This window comes from Stagnihabitans lacustris (genome assembly GCF_025950525.1).
Lineage (GTDB): Bacteria > Pseudomonadota > Alphaproteobacteria > Rhodobacterales > Rhodobacteraceae > Stagnihabitans.
Map to the genome: position 1 here is coordinate 25,749 of NZ_JAPDGS010000001.1, position 17,303 is coordinate 43,051.

Here is a 17,303-nt window from a genome sequence, read left to right on the forward strand (position 1 = left end):
CCCACGGGAAGCAGAACGCCCGGGACCCATGGTCCCGGGCGTTTTCATTTACAGCCAGTCGCGCAGGATCGGGATCAGCGGGATGTCGGCGGGCGGCATCGGGTAATCCTTCAGCCGCTGCGGCGCGACCCAGGCCAGGGTCTGCCCCTCACGCGGGGTGGGGATGCCCTGCCAGCGCCTGCAGGCGAACAGCGGCATCAGCAGGTGGAAGGTCTCGTAGCTGTGGCTGGCGAATGTCAGCGGCGCGAGGCAAGAGCTGTGGGTTTCGATGCCCAGCTCTTCGTGCAGCTCGCGGATGAGGGCGGCTTCGGGGGTCTCGCCGGGTTCGACCTTGCCACCGGGGAATTCCCAAAGGCCCGCCAGGGACTTGCCCGGTGGGCGTTGCGCCAGAAGCACGCGACCTTCGGTGTCGATCAGGGCGACCGCAGTGACGAGGAGCAGGTTCATGTGACACGTCCCGGGGGCGCTGCCCCCGGACCCCCGGAATATTTGGGTCAATGTGAAAGGTGGCGCAGTTTCTGCCGCGCCACCCGGATTACGACCGCCCGGATTACGACCGGTAGTCGGCGTTGATCTCGATGTAGCGGTTGGTCAGGTCGCAGGTCCAGACCTTGCGGTTCGCCCGACCCAGGCCGATGTCGACCGAGATTTGCAGCTCGGGCTGAAGCATATAGGCGGCGCCGTCCTCTTCGCGGTATTTCGGGTTCCGCCAGCCCTTTTCGGCCACGAGAATATCGCCGAACTTGATCGTCAGGCGGTCGCGGTCGGCCATGGCGCCGGATTTGCCGATGGCGGCGACGATGCGGCCCCAATTCGGGTCCTGGCCGGCGATGGCAGTTTTCACCAGGGGCGAGTTGGCGATGGCGAAGGCGATGCGGGCCGCGTCATCAGGAGAGGCCGCGCGGGTCACGTTGATCTCGACGAATTTGGTCGCGCCCTCGCCGTCGCGGATGACCTGGTGGGCGAGGTTCAACATGACCTCGGACAGGGCCTGTTCGAAGGCCTTCAGCACGGCGCCCTTCGGCTCGGCGGCGTCAGATTGGCCGGTGGCGGCCAGAAGCAGCGTGTCAGAGGTCGAGGTGTCGCTGTCCACGGTGATCGAGTTGAAGGTCGCGTCCACATTGCGCGACAACAGCTTTTGCAGCGTCGCCTGGGGGATCTTGGCGTCGGTGAAGATATAGACCAGCATCGTCGCCATATCCGGCGCGATCATGCCCGAGCCCTTGGCGATGCCGGCGATGTGGATCGGACCGCCCTCGCCTGCGATGGTCGCAGCCGCGCCTTTGGGGAAGGTGTCGGTCGTCATCATGGCTTGGGCGGCCATGGCGATGGCGTCCTCGGTCAGGCCATCGACCAGGGTGGGCAGGGCGGCGACGATCTTGTCATGGGGCAGGGGCTCGCCGATGACGCCGGTGGAGGACGAAAACACGCGCGAGGCGGGCAGGCCAAGCGCCTTTGCCACGCCCTCGGTGATGGCCTTGACCGAGGCTTCGCCGCGCTTGCCGGTGAAGGCGTTGGAATTGCCCGAGTTCACGATGATGGCCGCGCCGTCCTTTGACGGCAGGGCGATCTTTTGCTGGCAATCGCGCACGCAGGCTGACCGCGTGGTGGACCGCGTGAAGGTTCCGGCCATCGCCGTGCCGGGGTCCAGCTTGATCAGCATCACATCCTTGCGGTTTTGATACTTCACCCCCGCCTCGGCGGCGGCAAAGGAGGCGCCGCGCACCAGGGGCAGGTCGGGGAAGCTGGCGGGGGCCAGGGGCGAGACCGGTTTGGCCTTTTTCACCGGAGCTTCGGGCGCAGTTTTCATCGCCTTCAGCTCTTTCTTCAGGCTTTTGGCTTCGGATTTCCAGTCGGTCTTGCCCATGGCTTTTCCCTTATTTGTCCAGCAAAGCAGTATCCTTGATCACGGCCGGGTCAATGGCCGTGATGTCGGGACGCTCCACTTTCGCCGCATCCATCTTCGTTTTTATGAAAGCGTCGATGGCGGTTTTTTGCAATTCGGCGGCGATCTGGGGTTTGACCTCTTCCAGCGCGGGGGCGGCCTTGTTGCGGGTTTCCGACACAAGGATCAGGTGCCAGCCGAAATCGGACTGGATCGGGCCGACCGGCTCGCCCACCTTGGCGGCGATCACGGCGTCTTCAAAGGGTTTGACCATGACGCCCAGGCCAAACCAGCCCAGATCACCACCATTGGCCGAGGACCCGTCCAGCGAATTGGTCTTGGCGACCTCGGCGAAATCCTTGCCGCCCTGGATTTCGACCATCAGCTGTTTGGCCTTTTCCTCGCTGTCCACAAGGATATGGGCGGCGTGATATTCGGTGGCGGGGTCGATATGGGCGTATTTCTCGTCATAGGCCTTTTGGACCGCGGCATCGCTGGCCGCGTCCTTGATGCCGGACAAAAGCGATTCATTGGCCAGGTAGTTGCGCTGCAGGGCGGCCAGAGCGCGGGTCTGGCGCGGAGACAGGGCCTCACCGGCGGATTGGCGCAGGACCTCTTGCTGGACCAGCTGATCCACCAGGCCGGTGAAAAGCTGTTCGTCGGGCAGGGCCTTATACTGCTCGGGCAGGCCTTCGCGGGTCACGATCACGTCGCCCAGGGTGATGTTCACCCCGTTCACCGTGGCCAGCACCGTATCGGCCGTGGGGGCGGTTTGGGCCGCCGACATCCCCGCGCTCAGCGCCAGCACCGCGCAAAAGCTGGAAAGTTTCAACATCTCACAGGCTCCTGAAGCTTCCGCAGATCACGCGGCGTTGACTATGGCATGGCCAGCCCTTAAATCCCGGGCGTCCTCATCACTGGGGCAATGGCCCGCTCCCGGTCCTTCTAGGGGGTGACAGGAGTGCGGGCAAGGCCAAGCCTCACACGATCCTGTCAGCCGCCACAAGGCGGAATTGACCTTGGCCGGAGAGACGTGATGCTGGGTTTCGGATCGCTTGCACGGAAGATCTTTGGGACGCCGAATGACCGCGCGGTCAAGCTGGTGCGGCCTCTGGTTGCGCAGATCAACGCGCTTGAGCCGGAATTCGCGGCCCTGACCGACGAGGGCATCATCGAGAGGACCCGCGCCTTGCAAGCCAGGGTTCAGGGCGGCGAGGATCTGGAAGCCGTCCTGCCCGAGGCTTTCGCCAACTGCCGCGAGGCCGCCAAGCGCGCCCTGGGCCTGCGCGCCTTCGATGTGCAGCTGATGGGCGGCATCTTTTTGCACCGCGGCAATATCGCGGAAATGCGGACGGGTGAGGGCAAGACCCTGGTGGCGACCTTTCCGACCTATCTGAACGCGCTGGCGGGCAAGGGCGTGCATGTGGTCACGGCCAACGACTACCTGGCCAAGCGCGATGCGGCCTGGATGGGCAAGGTCTACGGGGCTTTGGGCATGACGACCGGCGTCGTCTATCCCTATCAGCCCGAGGCCGAGAAGATGGCCGCCTACCGCGCCGACATCACCTATGCGACCAACAACGAATTGGGCTTTGACTATCTGCGCGACAATATGAAGGGCTCGGTCGCCGAAATGGCGCAGCGCGGGCATTTCTTTGCCGTCGTGGACGAGGTCGACAGCATCCTGATCGACGAGGCGCGCACGCCGCTGATCATCTCGGGTCCCTCGCAGGATCGCAGCGACCTGTATCAAAAGATCGACCTGCTGATCCCCGAATTGCAGGCCGACCATTACAAGCTGGATGAAAAGACCCGGCAAGTGACCTTTACCGAAGATGGCAACGAATTCATCGAACAGCGCCTGCAGGCAGCGGGGCTCTTGCCCGAGGGCCAGTCGCTGTATGACCCGGAATCGACGACCATCGTTCACCATGTCACGCAGGCCCTGCGCGCCCACAAGCTTTACGCCAAGGACCAGCAATACATCGTCAAGGATGGCGAAGTGATGCTGATCGACGAATTCACCGGCCGCATGATGCGCGGCCGCCGCTTGTCCGAAGGCCTGCACCAGGCCATTGAGGCCAAAGAGCGCGTCAAGGTCCAGCCCGAGAATGTCACCTTGGCAAGCGTGACATTCCAGAACTACTTCCGGCTTTACGGGCGCCTGTCGGGCATGACCGGCACGGCTTCGACCGAGGCCGAAGAGTTCATGGAAATCTACAAGCTGGGCGTGATCGAGGTTCCGACGAACCGCCCGATCTCACGCAAGGATGACCATGATCAGGTCTATCGCACCGCCAAGGAGAAATATGCCGGCGTGGTGAAAACCATCGCCGAGGCCCATGCCAAGGGTCAGCCGATCCTGGTTGGCACGACCTCGATTGAAAAGTCGGAAATCCTGTCGGGCCTGCTGCAAGAGGCCGGGATCAAGCACAGCGTCCTGAACGCCCGCCAGCATGAACAAGAGGCCAAGATCGTCGCCGATGCCGGTAAATTCGGCGCCGTGACGATTGCGACCAACATGGCAGGCCGCGGCACCGACATCCAGTTGGGCGGCAATGTCGACATGAACGTGATGGAGGCGCTGGCCGCCGATCCTGCGGCCCATCCCGACGAACTGCGCGCCCGGATCGAGGCGGAACATGCCGAGGAAAAGGCCCGCGTTCTGGCCGCCGGGGGTCTGTTCGTGCTGGGCACCGAACGCCACGAAAGCCGCCGCATCGACAACCAGTTGCGCGGCCGGTCCGGTCGTCAGGGCGACCCGGGGCGGTCGTCGTTCTTCCTCTCGCTGGAAGATGACCTGATGCGGATCTTTGGGTCCGAACGTCTGGACAAGGTGCTGTCGACGCTTGGCCTGAAGGATGGCGAATCCATCGAACATCCTTGGGTCAACAAGTCGCTGGAACGCGCCCAAGCCAAGGTCGAGGGTCGCAACTTCGACATCCGCAAGCAGCTTCTGAAGTTCGACGATGTGATGAACGACCAGCGCAAGGCGATCTTCAGCCAGCGGCTAGAGATCATGGAGGCGACCGACATCGAGGAAATCGCCCAGGACATGCGCCACCAGGTGGCCGAAGACCTGGTCGATGGCTTCTTGCCGCCGAAGTCCTATGCCGATCAGTGGGACGCCAAGGGGCTGTATGCGGCGATCATCGAAAAGATGAACATGGACCTGCCGGTCATCGCCTGGGCCTCTGAAGAGGGCGTCGATCAGGCCGTGATGCTGGAACGCGTCATCGCCGAAAGCGACAAGATGATGGCCAAGAAAACCGAGGCCTTTGGCACCGATACGATGCGGTCGATCGAAAAGCAGCTGTTGTTGCAGACCATCGACGCCAAGTGGCGCGAACATCTGGTGACGCTGGAACATCTGCGGTCGGTCATCGGGTTCCGCGGCTATGCGCAGCGCGACCCGCTGAACGAATACAAGACCGAGGCCTTCGCGCTGTTCGAATCCATGCTGAACTCGTTGCGGCAAGAAGTGACGCACAAGCTGGGGCTGATCCGGCCGATCACCGCCGAAGAGCAACAGGCGATGATGGCGCAGTTGGCGGCTCCGGTGGGCCAGGCGCCCGCTCCTGCGCTTGCCGAACCCGCGCCCGCGCCTGCCGAAGCGGCCCCTGCTGCGCGGCCCGGGTTTGACGCGGCGGACCCTGCGACCTGGGGCGATCCCTCGCGCAATGACCCTTGCCCCTGTGGCTCGGGCGAGAAGTTCAAGCATTGCCACGGCAAGCTGGATTAACCCCTGCGACGGCGGCGGCCACAATACCGCCGCCTTCGTCGCAAGAATTCCCCAAATCGGGCCAATGCAGGCCGTGATTGCGGCCGAAGTCCTACTGATTGATTAACAGGAGACTTCGATGCGCGACATGGTGCCCGCCTGGTTTTCTGCCCTGCTGTGGCGCGGGGCCGAGGCGGCTTTCGTGGTGGCCGTGGCGGTCACTTGCGGGTCCTATGTCGAAAACTCGGCCCAGGCCCGTCAGGCCGCCTGGCAGGCCCGGATGAGCCCGAATTCCATCACCCCCCTGTCGGCCAGCCTGACCGAAGAGGCGCCGCGCAGCCAGCCGCATTACGGGCTGATGGCCGCGCCGAACTGTGCCCCGCAGTTGACCCTTGCCGCCCGGGATGGCGCGCTGATCGTTCTGACGCTGCAGGCGGCTTGTGCGGCGGATGGAAGGGTCGAGATCACCCATGCCGGCATGACCTTTGCCGCGCGGATGCCCATCGGTCGCCCCCTGCGCCTGACGCTTCCGGCGCTGGATGCCGCGGGCGAGGTTCTGGCGGTCCTGCCCGGCGGGATGCAGGCGCGGGCGGCGGTGGCCTTGCCGGACTTGCGCGCCTTGCACCGTTTTGCCGTGACGGCGCCGACGGCTCAGGCGCTGCAGCTGCAGGGCGATCCCGAAGCCGGGGGGGCGCTGACGCTTTTGGGCGATGCCGACCTTGCGCAACCGCTGCTGGCGCAGGTCTATACCTATCCGGCCAAGGGCGCGGCACAGGCCCGGGTCGAAGTAACCTCCTCGGCCGTGTTTTGTGGCCAGAGCCTGATCGGTCAGACCATCTCCAGCCGCTTTGGTCGGGCGGATGCGACGGCGTTGCGGGTCGATCTGCCGGAATGTGGGGCGCGACCTGTCGTCATGCACTTGAAGAATCTTGACCAAGACGTGAAAGTCGCCTCGCGGTAAGCGGGGTGTGGGATGTTCAAGTGCTGGCGCGCGGCGGTTTTCGCCGCGCTTTCGATTCCGGGTCTCGGTTCGGCTCTGGCTTGGGCGCAGGACGTCACCCTGACCTCGCGCGATGGGGCCATTGCCGTCGAGGGCCGGTTGAACGGCTATGACGGCGAGTTCTTTCGGCTGGACACCGCCTTTGGGCCGCTGACCGTCGATGCCCAGGGCGTGACCTGCGACGGCCCGGCCTGTCCCGACCTGACCGCGCCCAAGGCCGTGATCGCCATCACCGGCAGCGCCGACATGGCCGCCCGCCTGCTGGCGCCCCTGTTGCAGGACTTTGCCCGGACCCAGGGCTGGACCTATGCCGCGGGCCCGCCCTTCACGCTGTCGACCGCCGCCGGCGAGACCCTGGCCGAGATCACCTTCGCGCCCGCGCCGCCCGATCAGGCCCATGCGGCGCTGATCTCGGGGGCGGCGCTGCTGGCGTTTTCTTCGCTGACCGAACCCGATCTTGGCAGCCAATCCGTCGCGCTGGATGCCATGGTGCCGATCACCGCGGCGGACAATCCCCTGCCGCAGATCGCGACCTCGGACCTGGCGCGGGTCCTGTCGGGCGAGGTCACGAATTGGAACCAGATCGGTGGGCCGGACATGCCGCTGGTGCTGCATGGGCTGGCCGCCGAAAGCGACCTGGGCCGGGCCTTGCGGGCGCGGTTGGGCAAGGACCTGGCCGTGACCGAGGTCCATGGTTCGGCCGCCGAACTGGCCGCGGCGGTGGCGCGCGACCCCTGGGGCCTTGCTGTGACCGGCCTGTCCCAGGTGGGGACGGCGCGGCGCCTGCCCCTGACGGACAGCTGCGGTTTTCCCCTGTCGCCCGGGCGGTTGGCGGTCAAAGCGCAGGACTATCCCCTGACGCTGCCTGTGTTTTTCCTGAAACCGCGGCACCGCCTTCCCCTGGTGGCGCGCGACTTCCTGGCCTATCTTTCGACGCCCCAGGCGCAGGGCGTGATTGCCCGCAGTGGCCTGACCGACCGCAGTGTCGAGCGCTTGCCGCTGGGGGCCGATGGCGCGCGGCTGATCAGTGCGATCAAAGGGGCCGGCGAGGAAACCACGCTGGCCGATCTTCAGGCGCTGGTGGCGGCGATGGAGGGAGCGGAGCGGCTGTCGCTGACCTTTCGCTTTGATGCGGGGGGGATGACGCTGGATGCGACCAGCCGCGATGCGCTGGCGGATCTGGCGCAGATGCTGGAGGCGGGGGTGTTCAAGGGTCAGGCGCTGAGCCTGGTGGGGTTCTCGGACGGTGAGGGCAGCGCCGAGGCCAACCGCGACCTGGGCCTTGCGCGGGCCGGTGCGGTGCTTGCGGCGCTGAAGGCCTTGGTGCCGGGGATGGAAGTCGCGCAACTGCCCGCGCTTGCCTCTTTTGGCGAGGCATTGCCGATGGCCTGTGACCGCGTCCCGGCCGGACGGAATTTGAACCGCCGGGTCGAGCTTTGGATGCGTCCGGCCTTTGCCGCGCCGCCGCCGGTCGATTCCGAGGGCGACCCCTAGGGCGACTTCCGGGCCTGTTCTGCGCGAATGGGTTCGGGGGGTCCTTTGGAAAACCAAGCCCCAAGAGGGCTTGGTTTTCCAAAGGAGGGGGCCGTTTTTCTGCGAAAAACGGCCGGGGTCCGCCTTGTCCGACCCGGTTGGTGTCAGCCAAAGGGGAGATATGGACTTGGGCCGCTAGGCGCGCTTTCGGGTCTGGGGGGCAACCCTCGGGCGTCACAAATACCCTTCGGCGCGGAACGACAGCTCCCGGCTTTTGCCGATGATCAGGTGGTCGTGGACCACGATCCCCAGAACCTGCGCCGCATCTTGGATCTGCATCGTCATCGAGATATCGGCCTCTGATGGCGTCGGATCGCCCGAGGGGTGGTTGTGCACCAGGATGATGGCCGAGGCATTCAGCTCCAAAGCGCGCTTCACCACTTCGCGCGGATAGACCGGCACATGGTCGACCGTGCCCTTGCCCTGTTCCTCATCCGCAATCAGCACATTCTTGCGGTCCAGGAACAGGATGCGGAACTGTTCTGTCTCGCGATGCGCCATCACCGTCTGGCAATAGGCCAGAAGCGCATCCCACGAGGACAAAAGCGGCTTGTTCATGACCTTGGCCCGCATCAGCCGCCCGGCCGCCGCCTCGACGATCTTCAGCTCTTGCACCACGGCCTCGCCCACGCCCTTCACCAGCATCAGCCGCTGCGGCGTGGCCGAGATCACCCGGTTGAAGTCGCCAAACACCTCGAGCAGCAGACGCGCGAGCGGTTTCACATCCTGCCGGGGGATGGCGCGAAAGAGGATCAGCTCCAGCATCTCATAGTCGGGCAGGGCGGCCGCCCCCCCCTCCATGAACCGCGCGCGCAACCTTTTGCGGTGGTCCATGATATAGGAGGGCAGCTTGCCACCCGGGCCGCCCATGGGCAGCGGAAAGGCCTCATCCTCGTCGCCATGGAGGAAAAGGCCGGCCTGATTGTCTGAGAAACCTTGATGTGCCATGGCGCCAGACTGCCACGGCATGGTTGACGAAGGGTTAACAGCCGCTGGGCCCGAAACGCCAATCCCGCGACGGGTCCCAGTCAAAAGCAAGACAGGCCCCGGTCAAAATGAAAAGGGCCGCGACTTGCGCGGCCCCCTATTTACTGACCCTTCATCCCGTCCCAAAAGCCCTTGACCTTGGCAAAGAACGACGACCCTTCCGGGTTGTTCTCATCGGCCTCAAGCTTTTCGAACTCGCGCAGCAACTCTTTCTGCCGGGTCGACAGGTTGACCGGGGTTTCCACCGCCAACTCGATCAGCATGTCACCGGTTCCAGCCCCGCGCAAAGCCGGCATCCCCTTGGCCCGCAAGCGCATTTGCTTGCCTGTCTGGGTGCCCGAGGGGACCTTCACACGGGCCTTGCCGCCGTCGATCGTCGGAACCTCGACCTCGCCCCCCAGTGCCGCCGTGATCAGGCTGACCGGCACGCGGCAATACAGGTTCACGCCGTCGCGCTGGAAGATCGGGTGATCCCGCGTCTCGATAAAGATATACAGGTCGCCCGAAGGCCCGCCCCGCATCCCCGCTTCGCCTTCGCCAGCCAGACGGATCCGCGTGCCGGTCTCGACCCCGGCCGGGATATTGACCGACAAAGAGCGTTCGCGTTCCAGCCGACCCGCGCCATGGCACGACTTGCAGGGGTTCTTGATCGTCTGGCCCGCGCCCTGGCAGGTCGGGCAGGTGCGTTCGACGGTAAAGAAACCCTGCTGCGCCCGGACCTTGCCCATGCCCGAACAGGTCGGACAAACCACAGGTTCCGCCCCGCCCTCGGCCCCGGTGCCGCTGCAGGTGTCGCAAGCGATGGACGTCGGCACGGTGATGGTCTTTTGGACGCCCTTGAAGGCCTCTTCCAGCGTCACCCGCAGGTTGTAGCGCAGGTCCTGACCGCGTTGCGCCCGCCGCCCGCCGCCGCCGCCACGTTGCTGGCCACCCCGGCCCATGAAATCGCCAAACAGGTCCTCGAACACATCCGAGAAGGCGGAGGAGAAATCCCCGCCGCCACCGCCGAAACCCTGACCGCCCCGCGGACCGCCGCCCTCGAAGGCTGCGTGACCATAGCGGTCATAGGCGGCCTTCTTGTTCTCGTCCTTCAGCACGTCATAGGCCTCGTTCACTTCCTTGAACAAGGCTTCGGCGTCGGGATTGTCGGCGTTGCGGTCGGGATGCAGCTCTTTGGCCTTGGTGCGATAGGCCTTTTTCAGCTCTTCGGCCGAAGCGCCCTTCGCGGCGCCAAGCACTTCGTAGTAATCGCGCTTTGCCATTTCTGACCTTTCTACAAGCGATAAGGCTGCCCCCGCGGGGGCAGCCTTCGCCATTTCGCGCGGTTACTTCCGCTTGGAGTTGCCCAGATCCTCGAAGTCGGCGTCGACGATGTCATCGTCATCGCCGCCGTCCCGACCCTCGGGCGCCTCATTCGACTCGGCCTGCGCCTTGTAGATCGCCTCGCCCAGACGCATCGCCGCATCGGTCAGGTTCTGGATGCCGCCCTTGATCTTGCCGGCGTCATCCGACTTGACCGTCTCTTCCAGCGCGCCCATGGCCAATTCGATCGCCTCGACGGTGGACGGGTCCACCTTGTCCGCGTGTTCGGCAATCGACTTCTTGGTCGAGTGCAGCAGGCTTTCGGCCTGGTTCTTGGCCTCGACCAGCTCTTTGCGGGCCTTGTCGGCGTCGGCATTGGCCTCGGCGTCCTTGACCATGCGTTCGATATCGGCATCAGACAGGCCGCCCGAAGCCTGGATCGTGATCGCCTGCTCCTTGCCGGTGCCCTTGTCCTTGGCCTTGACCGTCACGATGCCGTTGGCGTCGATGTCGAAGGTCACTTCGATCTGGGGCACGCCGCGCGGGGCGGGCGGGATGTTTTCCAGGTTGAACTGGCCCAGCATCTTGTTGTCGGCCGCCATTTCACGCTCGCCCTGGAAGCAACGCAGGGTCACGGCGTTCTGGTTGTCTTCGGCAGTCGAGAAGATCTGAGACTTCTTCGTCGGGATCGTCGTGTTGCGGTCGATCAGACGGGTGAAGACACCGCCCAGGGTTTCGATGCCCAACGACAGCGGCGTGACGTCCAGAAGAACCACGTCCTTGACGTCGCCCTGCAGCACGCCGGCCTGGATCGCGGCGCCAGCGGCCACGACTTCATCCGGGTTCACGCCCTTGTGGGGCTCTTTGCCGAAGAACTTGGTCACTTCCTCGATCACGCGGGGCATGCGGGTCATGCCGCCAACCAGAACGACTTCGTCGATGTCGCCGATGGACACGCCGGCATCTTTCAGCGCGGCCTGGCAGGGCTTGATCGACCGCTTGATCAGGTCTTCGCACAGGCTTTCCAGCTTGGCGCGGGTCAGCTTGACCACCAGGTGCAAGGGCTGCCCGGTGTTGCGGTCCATCGAGATGAAGGGCTGGTTGATTTCGGTCTGCGACGAGGACGACAGCTCGATCTTGGCCTTTTCGGCGGCCTCTTTCAGACGCTGCAGGGCCATCTTGTCCAAGGTCAGGTCGACGCCATGTTCCTTTTTGAACTCGTCGGCCAGGAAGTTGACGATGCGCATGTCGAAGTCTTCACCACCAAGGAACGTATCCCCGTTGGTCGATTTCACCTCGAACAGGCCGTCGTCGATTTCCAGGATCGTGATGTCGAAGGTGCCGCCACCAAGGTCATAGACCGCGATGGTCTTGGTCTCTTTTTTGTCCAGGCCATAGGCCAGGGCGGCCGCGGTCGGCTCGTTGATGATGCGCAGCACTTCCAGACCGGCGATCTTGCCCGCGTCCTTGGTCGCCTGACGTTGCGCGTCGTTGAAATAGGCCGGAACCGTGATCACGGCTTGCGTGACGGTCTCGCCCAGATAGGCTTCGGCGGTCTCTTTCATCTTTTGCAGGATGATGGCCGACACTTGGCTGGGCGAGAACTTTTCGCCGCGGGCCTCGACCCAAGCGTCGCCATTGCCGCCGTTGACGACCTTGTAAGGCAGGTTCTTCATGTCCTTGGCCAGCATCGCATCATCGGCCCGACGACCGATAAGACGCTTGACCGCGAAGATGGTGTTGGACGCGTTCGTCACCGCCTGACGCTTGGCGGCTTGGCCGACCAGGCGTTCGTTTTCGGTGAAGGCGACGATGGAAGGCGTGGTGCGCGCGCCTTCGGAGTTTTCGATGATGCGGGGCTGGCTGCCATCCATGATGGCCACGCAAGAATTGGTGGTCCCGAGGTCGATGCCGATGATCTTGGCCATGTTGCTATCCTCTCAAGGCGATATGTTGGGGCGGACCCGATCAGGCGTCCGTCCCCGATCCCGAACGACAACCGGATCTCTCCGGCTTCGTGGCGTATATAAGGGGGGGGAAAAGACCCTGCAATGGGCGTGCAGGGCCGATTTCCACTCGATTGCGCGAAATCTACTTGCCGGCGACCCAGGACAGCGAGGCATGTTTGCGCGTAAAGCTGTCGCCCATGAAACCAAGGACCAAAAGCGCGCAAGAGACCCAGATCGGATAGCTGATCGAAGAGTAATGCGGGTTGTAGTTCAGGAAGACGAATCCGCGCTGTTGGTCGATGATGTGAAACAGCGGATTCCACCAGAACCAGGACAAAAGCCAGGTCGGCGTGGCATTGGCCAGGAACATCTTGCCCGAGGCGATGACGTTGATCCGCGTGTAAACCGAGTTCGCCACCTGAAAGAAATTCGGCGCCCAGGGCGTCGCCGCCTTGAAGATCATGCCGATGCACAGGCCGGAAAACCAGGCCAGAAGGATCATCCCCATGGCGGGCACGGGTTCGTCTATCGTGATCTCGCGAAAGCAGGTGTGATAGAAGAACAGGATGACCGCGATGGCCAGAACCTGCTGATACAGCGCCGCAAGCGCCTGACCGCCAATGGTCACGATCGTGTTCATCGGCGCGTGTTTCATCATGGCATTGGTCGGACCCTCGGCCATGGCGACGGCCTTGATCGCCTTGATATGGGTCATATACATGAAAATCCCGCTCATCGAATACAGCAGGAAGTCGCCACGCACCGCGGTCGAGCGCATGCCCAGCAGCGTGAACATCAGCCAGAAGAACAGGACCATCGTCACCGACTGGATGATCGACAGGGCCAGACCCATGATCGCATTGCCATGGGTCTTGCGGATGTCGCGGATGGCAATGTGAAAGATCAGCTCTGCCGTCTTGGCAAAGCCGCCGACAGAGGTTTTGGGCGCGCCGGGGTGGAACATGGAAGAGGAGTCCTCGCGGGGTCTGATCAATCCGCCTCAGTTTGTCAGGGAAACCTTGCCGTTCCCTTTACCAATGCAGCATAAGGGCGCGGCAAGATCATGGCAATCGCGCCTCCAGGAGCCAAAATGGATTTCGACCACCTTGTTCCCGTCATGCGTCGTCTGGCCATCGAGGCCGGCGCCCGTATCATGGAGGTCTATAACGGCCCCGATTTCGCGGTGAAGTCGAAGTCCGATGCCTCGCCCGTGACCGAGGCCGACGAGGCGGCGGATGCGCTGATCTCGGCCGGGCTGCGGGCCGAATTCCCCGATGTCGTGCTGATCACCGAGGAACAGGCGGCCAGCCATGCCTTGACCGCCCAGACCTTCCTGATCGTCGATCCGCTGGACGGCACCAAGGAATTCGTCCAGCGCCGCGGCGATTTCACGGTGAACATCGCCTATGTCGAAAACGGCGTCCCCCTGCGCGGTGTGGTCTATGCCCCCGCCCAGAACCGGCTGTTCTATACGCTGGCCGATGGGACCGCCGTCGAAGAGACCGGGGCGCATGCGGCCGCGACCCCGGGCCCCGTGGCGCCGATCCGGGTGGCGCAGCCCAAGGGGCCGCTGATGGTCGTGGCCTCGAAGTCCCACCGCGACCAGGCCACCGACGACTATATCGCCAAATATGACGTCCGCGACATGAAGTCGGCGGGGTCCTCGTTGAAATTCTGTCTGGTGGCGACCGGAGAGGCCGATCTTTACCCGCGCCTGGGCCGCACGATGGAATGGGACACGGCGGCGGGCGATGCGGTCTTGCGCGGGGCGGGCGGCCATGTCGTGCGCTTTGACGATCACAAGCCGCTGGCCTATGGCAAACCCGGCTGGGACAATCCCTTCTTTATCGCCCATGCCCCCGGAGTGGTCTTGCAAAAATGAGCGTTCTGATCGCCATCCCCGCCCGCTTTGCCTCCACCCGCTATCCGGGCAAGCCTCTGGTTTCGTTGAAGGGTCCTGATGGCGACAAGACCCTGATCCGCCGCTCCTGGGAGGCCGCCATGGCCGTCCGCGGCGTCGACCGGGTCGTGGTGGCCACCGATGATGCGCGCATCGCAGACCATGCCAGCGCCTTCGGGGCAGAGGTCGTCATGACCTCGTCTGATGCCCAAAACGGCACCGAGCGCTGCGCCGAGGTGGTCCGCCAGCTGCCCGGTTACGATGTCGTCGTGAACCTGCAAGGTGATGCGCCGCTGACCCCCTCGTGGTTCGTCGAGGACCTGGTGACGGGCCTTCTTGCCGACCCAGAGGCCGATATCGCGACCCCGGTTCTGGCCTGCGATGGCGCCGCGGTCGAGGGATTTTTGGCCGACCGCAGGGCAGGGCGCGTCGGTGGCACGACGGCGGTCTTTGGCGCCGGGGGCCGGGCGCTGTATTTCTCGAAAGAGGTGATTCCCTATACCGGCCGGACCTTTGCGCCCGAAGATGCGACCCCGGTCTTTCACCATGTCGGCGTCTATGCCTATCGCCCCGCCGCGCTTGCGGCCTATCCGGCCTGGCCGATGGGGCCTTTGGAAAAATTGGAAGGTTTGGAGCAGTTGCGCTTCCTGGAACAGGGCCGCAAAGTGCTGTGTGTCGAAGTTCAGGCGCGGGGGCGGAAGTTTTGGGAACTGAACAACCCGTCGGACGTTCCAGTGATCGAAGCCATGATGCAGGCCATGAAACTGACGTGAAACCGCCGTTTTTCCCCCTTGTTGGTCGCTTGCATGCAACAGGCGGGAAGGCTTATTCTGGGTTTGACATTGTTTTCAACGTTTGCACTACGAATTGGCAACAAAAACCGGGTAAAGATTCCTGAGTCCATGGCGAGTCGCGGAAGTTCCGCGCCTGGCACCCACAGGCAAGAGAGAGCAGATGGCAGAAGACACGCCGCGCAAGGTCAAAAAGGTCCTGAAGGCGATTTTCCCGGTCGCCGGGATGGGAACCCGCTTTCTGCCCGCCACCAAGTCGATCCCGAAAGAGATCCTGACGCTGGTTGACCGACCGCTGATCCAATACGCCATCGACGAGGCGCGCGCCGCCGGGATCAAGGAATTCATCTTCGTCACCGCGCGGGGCAAATCCGCGCTGGAAGATTACTTCGACTACTCCCCCGAGCTTGAGGCGACCTTGCGTCGCGCGGGCAAGGACCAGCTGCTGGAGACGTTGAAGGAAACCAACATGGACTCGGGCGCCATCGCCTATGTCCGCCAGAACCGCGCCATGGGTCTGGGTCACGCCGTCTGGTGCGCCCGCCGGTTGATCGGGAATGAACCCTTTGCCGTGCTTTTGCCCGACGACGTGATTGCTGCCGAAAAGCCCTGTCTGCAACAGATGGTCGAGGCCTACGAACAGACCGGCGGCAATATGGTCGCGGCCATGGAAGTGCCGGTTGACCGCACCTCGTCCTACGGTGTGCTGGACGTGGCCGAGGACATGGGCTCGATCGTGCAGGTCAAGGGCATGGTGGAAAAGCCGAAAGAGAATCCGCCCTCGAACTTGGCCGTGATCGGGCGCTATATCCTGACGCCGCAGGTGATGAACAACCTGAACAAGATGAAGGCCGGCGCGGGTGGGGAAATCCAGCTGACCGACGCCATCGCCGAAGAGTGTCAGACCCCCGGCAAGGTCTTTGGCTTCCGATTCCGCGGGCAGCGCTATGACTGCGGCTCGAAGGCCGGGTTCCTGCAGGCGACGGTGGCCTTCGGCCTGTCGCGCCCCGACCTGCGTGAGGAATTCTCGGCCTATCTGAACGACATGGTCGCCATGCAGAAGGCGGCCCAGTAAACGTGGGCTCTTTGGCCGAAGCGTTTCGCCTGCGCTGGTTGCGCAGGCGTTTGCTTTGGCGGGCGATGCGGGCGCAGCTGCGGCCGGTGATGCGGCGCGACTTCGGCCGGGATGCGATCCTGGGGTTCGCCTGTATCCGCAACGAGATGGGCCGCCTGCCGTGGTTTCTGGACCATCATCGCAAGTTGGGGGTGGACCACTTTCTGGTGGTCGACAATGCCAGCTCTGACGGCAGCGCGGAATTCCTTGCGGGTCAGCCCGATGTGTCTTTGTGGGCGACCTCGGACAGCTACAAGGCCAGCCGATTCGGGATGGACTGGATCAACGCGCTTTTGATGCGGCACGGGTCGGGCCATTGGTGCCTGACGCTGGACGCGGACGAGCTGTTCACCTTTCCCGAGGATCACCGCGGGTTGCGCGCCCTGACCGATTGGGCCGACGCCCGCGCCGTCCCGGCGATTTCCGCCCTGATGCTGGACCTTTACCCCAAGGGGCCGCTGGGCACCCAGACGCCCGACCCCAATCCACTTATGGTCCTGCCGTTTTTCGACCCCGAGGGCTACGCTCGCACGCCCATTGCGCGTTACGCCCATGTGTCGATTCGCGGCGGCCCCCGGGCGCGGGTGTTCTTTGCCGACGACCCCGCCCGCGCGCCGCATCTGCACAAGACGCCGCTGGTGCGCTGGCATTGGCGCTATGCCTATCTGTCCTCGACCCACCTGGCCTTGCCCATCCGGTTGAACGCCGGCTTTGCCCGGGCCGACCTGCCGACCGGCGCGCTGTTGCACACCAAATTCCTGCCCGAAATCGTGCAGAAATCCCGCGAAGAGCGAGTGCGGGCCGAGCACTTCACCCATCCCGAGTATTATGGCGACTATTACGACGGGGTGATCGCCGGGCGGGACCTCTGGCATCCGGGCAGCGCGCGCTATGAAGGCCCCACCCAGTTGGAGGCGCTGGGCCTGATCCAGCGCGGCGCTTGGGCGTCCCGATAGGAATTGTCACAAACCGCGCGGGAAACGCTGGATTTTTCCTGTGATTGACTTCAAAACGTGAACAATACGTCGGGAAAATTCCCTGGGGGCGTGGCACAGGTGCAAAACGTCAAGGCTTCCTTCAGCTTTGGCGTCTAGGTCTGTGAAACGGCATGGGATCGGCGT

At 63.9% G+C, this 17,303-nt stretch carries 14 protein-coding genes; 7 read left to right on the forward strand and 7 right to left on the reverse strand.

What is annotated here, in order from left to right; genetic code table 11:
• Positions 1 to 48 precede the first annotated feature (48 nt).
• The 3 genes from NX862_RS00140 to NX862_RS00150 all read right to left on the reverse strand — a co-directional run bounded on the left by NX862_RS00140 (position 49) and on the right by NX862_RS00150 (position 2,720).
• A complete protein-coding gene (locus NX862_RS00140; RefSeq protein ID WP_264491844.1) occupies positions 49 to 447 on the reverse strand; it encodes a (deoxy)nucleoside triphosphate pyrophosphohydrolase in 399 nt (132 codons plus the stop codon).
• Positions 448 to 550: 103 nt separating this feature from the next.
• Positions 551 to 1,867 carry a bifunctional glutamate N-acetyltransferase/amino-acid acetyltransferase ArgJ gene (argJ, locus tag NX862_RS00145; RefSeq protein WP_264491845.1) on the reverse strand — a complete coding sequence of 439 codons (1,317 nt, stop codon included), beginning with the start codon at positions 1,865 to 1,867 and terminating at the stop codon, positions 551 to 553.
• Positions 1,868 to 1,877: 10 nt separating this feature from the next.
• Positions 1,878 to 2,720 (reverse strand): peptidylprolyl isomerase, encoded by an 843-nt coding sequence (locus NX862_RS00150; RefSeq protein WP_264491846.1) that lies wholly within the window; start codon positions 2,718 to 2,720, stop codon positions 1,878 to 1,880.
• Positions 2,721 to 2,921: 201 nt separating this feature from the next.
• Here NX862_RS00150 and secA point away from each other — a divergent pair, with 201 nt between their 5' ends.
• The 3 genes from secA (at position 2,922) to NX862_RS00165 (ending at position 8,100) form a co-directional block, all read left to right on the forward strand.
• Positions 2,922 to 5,627 (forward strand): preprotein translocase subunit SecA, encoded by a 2,706-nt coding sequence (gene secA, locus NX862_RS00155; protein ID WP_264491847.1) that lies wholly within the window; start codon positions 2,922 to 2,924, stop codon positions 5,625 to 5,627.
• A gap of 118 nt (positions 5,628 to 5,745) precedes the next feature.
• Positions 5,746 to 6,567: a hypothetical protein gene (locus NX862_RS00160; RefSeq protein WP_264491848.1), complete on the forward strand. Its 822-nt coding sequence runs from the start codon at positions 5,746 to 5,748 to the stop codon at positions 6,565 to 6,567.
• 12 nt (positions 6,568 to 6,579) lie between these two features.
• Positions 6,580 to 8,100, forward strand: coding sequence for a phosphate ABC transporter substrate-binding/OmpA family protein (locus NX862_RS00165; protein WP_264491849.1), 1,521 nt, complete (start codon positions 6,580 to 6,582; stop codon positions 8,098 to 8,100).
• A 213-nt stretch (positions 8,101 to 8,313) separates the two neighbouring features.
• Here the strand turns inward: NX862_RS00165 and radC are convergent, their stop codons facing one another.
• The 4 genes from radC to NX862_RS00185 all read right to left on the reverse strand — a co-directional run bounded on the left by radC (position 8,314) and on the right by NX862_RS00185 (position 13,341).
• On the reverse strand, positions 8,314 to 9,087 hold the full coding sequence (gene radC, locus NX862_RS00170) for a RadC family protein (RefSeq protein WP_264491850.1): 774 nt from the start codon (positions 9,085 to 9,087) through the stop codon (positions 8,314 to 8,316).
• A gap of 140 nt (positions 9,088 to 9,227) precedes the next feature.
• On the reverse strand, positions 9,228 to 10,388 hold the full coding sequence (dnaJ, locus tag NX862_RS00175) for a molecular chaperone DnaJ (RefSeq protein WP_264491851.1): 1,161 nt from the start codon (positions 10,386 to 10,388) through the stop codon (positions 9,228 to 9,230).
• Between the two features lie 63 nt (positions 10,389 to 10,451).
• Positions 10,452 to 12,356 carry a molecular chaperone DnaK gene (gene dnaK / locus NX862_RS00180; protein ID WP_264491852.1) on the reverse strand — a complete coding sequence of 635 codons (1,905 nt, stop codon included), beginning with the start codon at positions 12,354 to 12,356 and terminating at the stop codon, positions 10,452 to 10,454.
• Between the two features lie 163 nt (positions 12,357 to 12,519).
• Positions 12,520 to 13,341: an ABC transporter permease gene (locus tag NX862_RS00185; RefSeq protein ID WP_264491853.1), complete on the reverse strand. Its 822-nt coding sequence runs from the start codon at positions 13,339 to 13,341 to the stop codon at positions 12,520 to 12,522.
• 126 nt (positions 13,342 to 13,467) lie between these two features.
• Between NX862_RS00185 and cysQ the strand changes: the two genes are divergently transcribed.
• The 4 genes from cysQ (at position 13,468) to NX862_RS00205 (ending at position 17,138) form a co-directional block, all read left to right on the forward strand.
• Positions 13,468 to 14,259, forward strand: a complete 792-nt coding sequence (gene cysQ, locus NX862_RS00190; protein WP_264491854.1) for a 3'(2'),5'-bisphosphate nucleotidase CysQ — start codon at positions 13,468 to 13,470, stop codon at positions 14,257 to 14,259.
• Positions 14,256 to 15,050, forward strand: a complete 795-nt coding sequence (locus NX862_RS00195) for a 3-deoxy-manno-octulosonate cytidylyltransferase (RefSeq protein ID WP_264491855.1) — start codon at positions 14,256 to 14,258, stop codon at positions 15,048 to 15,050. Before cysQ ends, NX862_RS00195 begins: the two co-directional genes overlap by 4 nt.
• Positions 15,051 to 15,231: 181 nt before the next feature.
• Positions 15,232 to 16,143 (forward strand): UTP--glucose-1-phosphate uridylyltransferase GalU, encoded by a 912-nt coding sequence (galU, locus tag NX862_RS00200; RefSeq protein WP_264491856.1) that lies wholly within the window; start codon positions 15,232 to 15,234, stop codon positions 16,141 to 16,143.
• 2 nt (positions 16,144 to 16,145) lie between these two features.
• A complete protein-coding gene (locus NX862_RS00205) occupies positions 16,146 to 17,138 on the forward strand; it encodes a glycosyltransferase family 2 protein (RefSeq protein ID WP_264491857.1) in 993 nt (330 codons plus the stop codon).
• Positions 17,139 to 17,303: the final 165 nt, after the last annotated feature.